The organism is uncultured Eubacterium sp., assembly GCF_945980375.1.
Taxonomy (GTDB): domain Bacteria; phylum Bacillota; class Clostridia; order Oscillospirales; family Acutalibacteraceae; genus Eubacterium_R.
In genome coordinates this window covers 37349-45522 of sequence record NZ_CAMFQO010000011.1, presented here as the reverse complement: position 1 = coordinate 45522, position 8174 = coordinate 37349, and the positions used below count along the sequence as shown (strand labels likewise).

Genomic DNA, 8174 nt, shown 5'->3' with positions numbered 1-8174 from the left:
TTTCATCAGGAGCTCATTCCGTCCAATATGCTTTTTTTGATTGCGTCAAATGAAGCAACAACTCCGTTTTCGCTTATGGCAGAGGCCGTGTTTGTACATCTGCTGTATGAGATTATGCGTGAGGCAGGCTTGCGATTGCCTAAAAATATAGGACACGCAATTTCAATTATAGGTGCAATTATTATCGGTGACGCTGCGGTTTCGGCAGGAATTATCGGTGCCCCGATGCTGATTGTAATTGCCGCAACCGCTATTTCGTCTTATGTGATTTATCCGTTGTACGAACGTCTTACAGTGATAAGAATCGGCTTTATCATTCTCGGCGGAGTGTTTGGAATTTACGGAATAATGCTTGGCGCAGCTATGATGTTTTGCAATATTTGTGCAATTAATCCGTTTGGGGTTGCGTATTCATCTCCGTTGTCACCTCTTACCAAAAAAACACTTGTCGATGTCTTGGTTAGAGGTAGCTGGAAAAAGCTTGCTAAAAGGCGAGTGAGAGTATCTGATTTTGAGGGGGCAACGCTTGATGAGTAATGCATTGAGGGGCATGATATCGCAACGGCAGCTGCTTTCTGTTTTCTTCGTTTCAAGGCTTGTGGTATCGCTTACGAATATTCAGGCTGTGTCAATAGGCAAATTCAGCTCGGATATTTTGATTAGCTTTTCACTTTCGTTTTTGCTTACCTGCCTGCTTTCTCTGCCTGTGGTGCTTTGCCTAAAAGCAAAAAAATCACCCTTGAATTCAAGAGTGTTGTCGGTTGCATATTTGCTTTACTATGTGATGTTTGCATCGCTTTCAGTCAGCAGATTTGCTTATTTTGTCGCAACGGGAATAACCCGTGACAGTCCCATGTTTGTCTTTATTATCCTTGCGTTTGTCGCTGTCGGCTACGGTGCATATTTGGGAATTGAGGCGCTCGGCAGATTTGCCGTGCCGTGTGCCGTCGCAATTTCATTTGTTATAGCCGTGATTGTTGCCTTTAATTTCAAGAGCTTTGATTGTGTAAATCTTTTTCCTGCGTTGGAGAATGACAGTAGGCATATTATAGCAAATACCGTTATTTTCACCTCAAACACTATCGAGCCGGCACTTTTGCCTGTGCTTGCAGGACGAACGAACGGCAGTCCCGTAAAGCCTTATTATGTTGGAATAGGATGCGCATATTTATCTGTTTTTGTGCTTCTGTTGATGTGCAGAGGTGTGCTTGGTAACTCGGCGGATTTGCAGGCATTTCCGATATATTCACTTTTTCAGTGTGCAATCATTAACGATATGTCGCGTCTTGATATTTTGCATCTTGCTTTTTGGGTGCTTGCAGTTTTTGTTAAGTGTGCCGTGCTTATATATTGCTCGTCTGTTGTCTTAAAGAAATTCACTCATAAATCAAAGGTTATCGGTTTGTGTCTTGTCGGCTTTGCTTTATCGTTTGCGTTAAATGAATTTATCGGTATGTATTTTACGTATTATTCAAAGCCCTTGCTGATAGCATTGTTTTTGATTTTTGTTGTGATTGTGCCGTTAGTGAATCTTTTACTCGGGAGGAAAAGAATTGAGTAGGTTGTTAAAAATAGTGCTCGTAATTGTTATAATTGCCGTTAGCCTTTCGGGTTGCTCCGACAGACTTTCCGATATGTCGGTTGCACAGGGAGTAGGCATAGATAAAGAAAACAGCGGTGTAACAGTGAGTGTTCAGTATCTTGATTTGACCAAGGGTAATTCAACAACAGACAATCTTGATAAAAATATTACCTCTGTTCAATCACAAACGGCAGCTAATCCGTCAAGAGCACTTGCCTTGCTGTCAGGTGATTTAAGCACACCTATTTTTTTCGGGCAAAACAAGGTTATAGTATTCGGCAGTGAATATGCTGAAAGTGAACTTGACAGTCTTGTACAATATGCGTTGAGAACTGTCGACAGTCGTCCCGATGTCCTTGTTGCAATCAGTAGCTCAAAGGCGCAGGATATAATGAAATCAAGCGAAAATAAGGCAAGGGTCCCTGCGCAGGATGTTTATGATTTGCTTAAGGTTGGGGAACGCTCGGGGCTTACCTGTGCAGTTAATGTTAAGGATTTGCAAAATCATTATATCAGCAAAACAGCAGATGTTTTTTTGCCGGTGCTAAGTGTAAAAAATGATAAAACTCGAATTGACGGTATTGCCGTGTTCAGTGATAACAAGCCGGTTAAGGTGCTTAAAAATGCAGATGCTTTGGGATTTTTGTTGGTTAATTCAAGGGTGAAAAATGCATCTGTTGTTATCAAAGACAGCAGCTTTGGACTGATTGGTGTAGAGCTTGATTATATCAGAACAAAATGCAGGGCAGAGTATAGGGATTCGGCAGTTGTGTTCAACTGTGATATTCGCTTTAACGTTAAAATTAACGAGTCGCAAAAAGACTCTGTTGTACGGCTTGGGGCTGATGATGTAAAACGAATTGAGGCACTTGCAGAGAAAAAAATAAAAAGGATTTGCACAGATGCCGTATCAAAATGCTTAAAGGAAAAAAGCGACCCGTTTAGACTCGGTATGCTTCTTGCACGATATGATTCGGATGCGTACAATTCTCTTTGTAATGACTGGAAGAGCCATTTGCCTAATGTAAAGGTTTACGTCAGCACAAGGGCAAAAGCTTCCGTCGTCAATGCAAGCTACACAAGAGGGTAGCAAACGAATTGAATAAGGTGACAAGCTCGCTGTCCTGTCCCTGCGGTTTAATCATGGTTATCATAGGCAAAAGCAGGGTTACGGCAAACACAATGATGAATAATATGACAGCTCTTTTCAATGACCTCTCTCCTTGACATATATTATTTTATTTAGTATAATATATTTTCATATTGGGGTTTTATGCATAAAACCTAATTCTAATTTTTAACAAAGGAGGACATTATGGGTTCAAAATTTATTTCATCTATTCCAAAGGACTATGTTTCGGGCTTATGCGGCGAGCTTGAAAAAAATAATCAAATCAGACCCGGCGATTTTGAAAAATACCGTGTAAAGCGCGGACTCCGTAACCCTGACGGTACAGGCGTTATGGCAGGTCTTTCTCATGTTTCGTCCGTTGAGGGCTACTATATTCTTGACAATGAGCGTATCCCCAAGGAGGGCAAGCTTTCCTACCGTGGCTACAATATTCAGGATATTATTGCCGATTGCGTGGAAAAGGATAGGTTCGGCTTTGAGGAAATTGTTTGGCTTCTTTTGTTCGGTGACCTTCCTACAAGCGATCAGTTGGAGGGGATTAAATATGTTCTCGGCAAGTGCAGAACCTTGCCTGATGAGTTTGTTGAGGATATGATTATGAAGCATCCTTCAAAGGATATTATGAACAAGATGGCGCGTTGCGTTATGACCTTGTATTCCTTTGACGAAAATCCTGATGATATTTCTATTCAAAATGTTCTTCGTCAGTCGCTTCAGCTTATTGCCCAATTCCCGACAATTATGAACTCTGCATACCAAATTAAGCGCAGAGCATTTTACAACAAATCGATGTATCTTCATCCCATTAAGCCGGAGCTTTCAACCGCGGAGTCAATTCTTCGTCAGCTTCGTGCAGATAAAAAGTATACCGACGAGGAAGCGAAGCTTCTTGACATTTGTCTTATGCTTCATTCCGACCACGGCGGCGGTAACAACTCAACATTCTCAACCCGTGTGCTTACCTCAAGCGGTACAGATACTTATTCCGCAATTACTGCCGGTCTCGGTTCACTTAAGGGCCCGCGTCACGGCGGTGCAAACATAAAGGTTGCTCATCAAATGGAATACATTATGGAAAATCTTGACGATTCCACAAATGATTCACAGATAAAGGATATGCTTGCAAGGATTCTTCGCAAGGAGGCAGGCGACGGCTCAGGCTTGATTTACGGTATGGGACATGCTGTTTATACACTGTCCGACCCAAGAGCAGTTATTCTTAAAAAGAGCGCAAAGAAGCTTGCCTTTGACCACGGCTTTGAAAAGGAGTTTATGACCCTTGATGCTATTGAACGAATTACTCCGCAGGTGTTTGCCGAGGTTAAGGGTGTTGAAAAGCCGATGTGTGCAAATGTTGACCTTTACAGCGGTCTTGTATACCGTGTGCTTGGCATACCTGAGGATTTGTATACTCCGCTTTTTGCCTCTGCAAGAGTTGCCGGCTGGTGTGCTCATCGTCTTGAAGAGCTTACAACATCATCAAAAATTATGCGCCCGGCATATAAGAGTGTAATTAAGTCAAGAGAGTTTAAGCCGTTGGAGAAAAGGTAGACTTATCTCGATTGCTCAGGGAGGGGAGAATATGAAAATAAAATATTCGCCTTTGAGTGTGATTTCGTTTTTTTCGGCTGTTGCCTTTAGAGCGTTCGGTGTTCTTTCCTCGCACGGCGGCGTGGCAGATATAGGTTTTTTGACGTGTGTATTGCTTTGCTTTTTGTTCATTTGGGCAAACACGCGAAAAAGGGAATTTTTAAGTGTTTGCGGTGTTCAAAGCAAGAGCAGGAAAAGCATAACTGTGTTTTCCGTTGTAGGATGCGTTGGATTTTTTGCAGACTTTATGTTTAATGCCCTGCGTATTCACAGCATTGCTTCATCAAATCAGGGTTACACTGTTGTAAGCCTTGTTACCTACGGCATAACGGGGATTATTGCTATTGTCTGTGCTGTTTGTATGGTTATGGTTGCAATGTCCTTTTCGAGGAATACACGGTATGATTTTAGAGAGCTTCGTGTTCTTAATATCGCACCTCTTTTATGGGCAATATTTAAGGGAGCATCATCGTTGCAGGAGTTTTCGCAGATTCTCGATCTTGATGCTGCTGTTGGCTACATAACTGTTGTCTTTTCAATATTATCGTTCTTTTGCTTCGCTAAAGAGGTTGATAATGACGGCAATGCGTACGGATTTTCCGCTTTTTCGTTTAAGTCGTTCGGTTGCATATCTGTCCTAAACCTGTTTTGTCAAATGGTAAATGCCGTGACAAATCGGGGTGATATGCTCGGCGTAAATACAATATCATCATACATAATGCTTTGTGTAGGCTTGTTTTCGTTTTCTGTCGGAAGAAGCATTTCACAAAATTCCAAAGCAGAATAGAGGTAGTATAATTGGCAGATTTTTTTAGCAATCTGCAAACCGTAGCAATTCAGGTTTTGATTTTATATCTGATTGCAGGCATTGGCTTTGCAGCTGACAAAACAAAAATATTTGTCAGGGCAGATGCTTCAAAGCTTGTAGATTTGATTTTCAATATGATTTTGCCATTTGCAATAATCAATTCCTTCCTTTCAATGGAAAGAACAAGGGAGCATGTTGTAGGGCTTGCAGTTTCTTTTTTACTTGCATTTTTAACTCATGGCTTGGGTATTGGTATTTCTGCCCTTTGCTTTAGAAAAAAGAGCCTTGCCCAACGCGGAATATACCATTATGCCATGGTGTTTTCAAATGCAGCATTTTTGGCGTTGCCGCTTGCACAAAGCGTTGTAGGCGAGGAGGGTGTTTTCTATTCCTCCTGTTATGTGGCAGTGTTTAACATTCTTGCTTTCACCTACGGTATAAGAGAAATTTCGGGAAGGAGTGCAAAGATACAGGTTAAGGATTTGTTTCTTAACCCCGGCTCAATCAGTGTAATTATCGGTGTGCCGTTGTTCCTTTTGCAGTTACAGCTGCCTGATTTTCTTATGGATACCATCGCAAGAGTAGGCGCCTGCAATTCGCCTATGGCTATGATCGTGTTCGGCACATTTTTCGCAAATTGCAATTTCAAAAACATCTTTGCAAAAAAAGAGGTTTATTTTGTTTCACTTATAAGATTGATTGTGGTTCCGCTTATTATGCTCTTCGTGTTTAAGCTTGTCGGAGTTGAGGGCAATATGCGTACCGCTCTTGTAATTTCCGCGTCGGCACCCGTTGCTACAAATACCGCAATGTATGCCGCAAAGTATAATAACGATACGGCACTGTCGTCAGAGCTTGTTGCACAAACAAGTATACTATCGGTTGCCACAATGCCTGTTATAGTTGCATTGGCACAAATTATTTAACATAAGGTTGGCACTATGAGGTTTGAAGCTTTTGTAGGTAATGAAAAAATTAAAGAGCAGCTCTCGTTTCTTGAGGCGTCGGGCAGATTGCCTCACGCCATTGTTATTGAGGGCGATGAGGGTATTGGTAAGCGTACCCTTGCGCGTGAAATTGCTCTGAACCTTATGTGCAGAGCAGAGGATAGACCTTGTAGGTCGTGCCCTCAATGCTCAAAGGTGCTTAAGGGAATACATCCGGATATTTATGAATACAGTGCAACAGGCAGCGCAAGGTCGTTCCACGTTGATACTGTTCGCGACGTTATTGAAAATGCATATGTTCAGCCTAACGAGGCGGATTATAAAATTTACATATTGGGAAACTGTCATTGTATGAACGAGAATGCACAAAACGCATTGCTCAAGATTTTGGAGGAGCCTCCGAAATATGTAATGTTTATCCTCACCGTAAACAATAAATCCGCCCTGCTTGAAACCGTGCTTTCGCGTAGCGTTGTGTTAACTCTTGAGGGTGTAAACGAAGCTGTCGGCGCAAGGTATATTTGCTCAATGGACGATAGCGTCGATTATGATGACGCCCTAAGGGCTTGTTCTGTTTGGGGCGGAAATATAGGCAAGGCAATCGAAAGCCTCGGCGACAGTAAGCTTTCAAGGATTAGCGGTATTGCCGTTGATGTTTGCAATGCTTTAACAGATAATAACGAGTATTCCTTACTTAAGGTTTGCTCTGTGTTTGACCGCGACCGAGAAACGCTTATTTCTACCCTTACACTTCTTAAGGCTGTATTTAGGGACGCTATGGTTTACTCAAAGGATTTTGATTCTATGTCGGGGCAAAGGGTTATTGCGGCAGAGCTTGCTCAAAGCTTTAGCAAGAAAAAGCTTATGAACCTTATTAATGCCTGCGAAGCCCTGCTTGATTTGGCTCTTAAAAACGGTAATAATGCAATTTTAATTACAAAAACCTGCTATGAATTTCGCAGGGCAATAGGAAGATAATAACTTGATTGGAGATATAACATATGACAAAGGTAGTTGGTGTTCGCTTTAAGGACACAGGCAAAACATATTATTTTGATCCTCAGGGTATTGAAAATATCAGCGCAGGCGATGTGCTTATTGTAGAAACCGCAAGAGGAATAGAAAACGGTGTTGCAACCACAGGCATAGAGGAGGTTGCAGATGAAGCGATTGTTGCACCCCTTAAGCCTGTTAAAAGAATTGCCACAAAAAAGGATTTGGCACAGATAGAAAAGAATAAGGCGGCAGAAAAGGAAGCATATGTAATATGCCTGAAAAAGATTGAGGAGCATAAGCTTGAAATGAACTTGACCGAGGTAGAGTATACCTTTGACGCCTCAAAGATTGTTTTTTACTTTACTGCAGAGGGCAGAGTAGATTTCAGAGAGCTTGTTAAGGATTTGTCCTCAACCTTCCATACCCGAATTGAGCTTCGTCAAATCGGCGTTCGTGATGAGGCAAAAATGATCGGCGGACTCGGTGTGTGCGGCAGACCGTTTTGCTGCTCCACCTTCCTTAACGATTTCCATTCCGTTTCAATTAAAATGGTTAAGGACCAGGGGCTTTCTCTTTCGCCTACAAAAATCAGCGGCTGCTGCGGAAGGCTTATGTGCTGTCTTAAATACGAGCAGAATTCCTACGAATACCTAAACAAGATTACCCCAAGGGTTGGCTCTGTTGTTGAGTGGGATTCAAATAGGGGAGTTGTAGTTGAAGCTGCTGTCCTTACCGGAAAGCTTAAGGTACAGCTTGACGGCTCCACCGAGGGCTCTGCTCCTGTTACGGTTATGAGAGACGTTGTAAAAGTAGTCAAAAATAAATAAATTTTAACAATTCTTATAAAGGTATTGACTTTTTTGCTCATCAAATGATATATTATTGTCAATAGAACAAATACTATTAATTCTTATTAGGAGGTATTCACAATGGCTTACGCAATTTCAGATGAGTGCATTATGTGCGGTGCTTGCGCTGCAGAGTGTCCTGTAGGTGCAATTTCAGAGGGCGATTCAAAGTTTGTTATCGACGCTGATACATGCATCGAGTGTGGCGCATGTGAGGGTGTTTGCCCGGTAGGCGCTCCTTCTCAGGAATAATAAATAGCATAATTAAAAG

At 41.9% G+C, this 8174-nt stretch carries 10 protein-coding genes; all 10 read left to right on the top strand.

The annotated features are described in order from the left end of the window. The coding region (locus Q0P34_RS04590) for a spore germination protein (protein ID WP_294953540.1) at positions 1–537 on the top strand (537 nt) is incomplete at its 5' end. Continuing rightward, a complete protein-coding gene (locus Q0P34_RS04585; RefSeq protein WP_294953537.1) occupies positions 530–1561 on the top strand; it encodes a GerAB/ArcD/ProY family transporter in 1032 nt (343 codons plus the stop codon). The genes Q0P34_RS04590 and Q0P34_RS04585, both read left to right, overlap by 8 nt. Further along, entirely contained in the window at positions 1554–2672 is a 1119-nt protein-coding gene (locus Q0P34_RS04580) for a Ger(x)C family spore germination protein (protein ID WP_294953534.1), read from the top strand. Before Q0P34_RS04585 ends, Q0P34_RS04580 begins: the two co-directional genes overlap by 8 nt. Before the next feature lie 8 nt (positions 2673–2680). Next, positions 2681–2809: a hypothetical protein gene (locus Q0P34_RS04575; protein WP_294953531.1), complete on the top strand. Its 129-nt coding sequence runs from the start codon at positions 2681–2683 to the stop codon at positions 2807–2809. Positions 2810–2897: 88 nt separating this feature from the next. Further along, positions 2898–4265 (top strand): citrate synthase, encoded by a 1368-nt coding sequence (locus tag Q0P34_RS04570; RefSeq protein ID WP_294953528.1) that lies wholly within the window; start codon positions 2898–2900, stop codon positions 4263–4265. A gap of 31 nt (positions 4266–4296) precedes the next feature. Next, the gene (locus Q0P34_RS04565; protein ID WP_294953525.1) at positions 4297–5091 is read left to right on the top strand and encodes a hypothetical protein; all 795 of its coding nucleotides are present in this window, start codon (positions 4297–4299) and stop codon (positions 5089–5091) included. A gap of 11 nt (positions 5092–5102) precedes the next feature. Further along, on the top strand, positions 5103–6038 hold the full coding sequence (locus Q0P34_RS04560; protein ID WP_294953523.1) for an AEC family transporter: 936 nt from the start codon (positions 5103–5105) through the stop codon (positions 6036–6038). Positions 6039–6053: 15 nt separating this feature from the next. Then, a complete protein-coding gene (locus tag Q0P34_RS04555) occupies positions 6054–7037 on the top strand; it encodes a hypothetical protein (protein WP_294953521.1) in 984 nt (327 codons plus the stop codon). Between the two features lie 23 nt (positions 7038–7060). After that, positions 7061–7882 carry a stage 0 sporulation family protein gene (locus tag Q0P34_RS04550; protein ID WP_294953518.1) on the top strand — a complete coding sequence of 274 codons (822 nt, stop codon included), beginning with the start codon at positions 7061–7063 and terminating at the stop codon, positions 7880–7882. 102 nt (positions 7883–7984) lie between these two features. Then, positions 7985–8155 carry a 4Fe-4S binding protein gene (locus Q0P34_RS04545; protein WP_294953515.1) on the top strand — a complete coding sequence of 57 codons (171 nt, stop codon included), beginning with the start codon at positions 7985–7987 and terminating at the stop codon, positions 8153–8155. The last annotated feature ends 19 nt before the right edge of the window (positions 8156–8174 follow it).

Coding starts and splice junctions, on each gene's coding strand:
- Q0P34_RS04585 (WP_294953537.1), top strand. CDS start 530: ATGAGTAATGCATTGAGGGGCATGATATCGCAACGGCAGCTGCTTTCT.
- Q0P34_RS04570 (WP_294953528.1), top strand. CDS start 2,898: ATGGGTTCAAAATTTATTTCATCTATTCCAAAGGACTATGTTTCGGGC.
- Q0P34_RS04565 (WP_294953525.1), top strand. CDS start 4,297: ATGAAAATAAAATATTCGCCTTTGAGTGTGATTTCGTTTTTTTCGGCT.
- Q0P34_RS04555 (WP_294953521.1), top strand. CDS start 6,054: ATGAGGTTTGAAGCTTTTGTAGGTAATGAAAAAATTAAAGAGCAGCTC.
- Q0P34_RS04550 (WP_294953518.1), top strand. CDS start 7,061: ATGACAAAGGTAGTTGGTGTTCGCTTTAAGGACACAGGCAAAACATAT.
- Q0P34_RS04545 (WP_294953515.1), top strand. CDS start 7,985: ATGGCTTACGCAATTTCAGATGAGTGCATTATGTGCGGTGCTTGCGCT.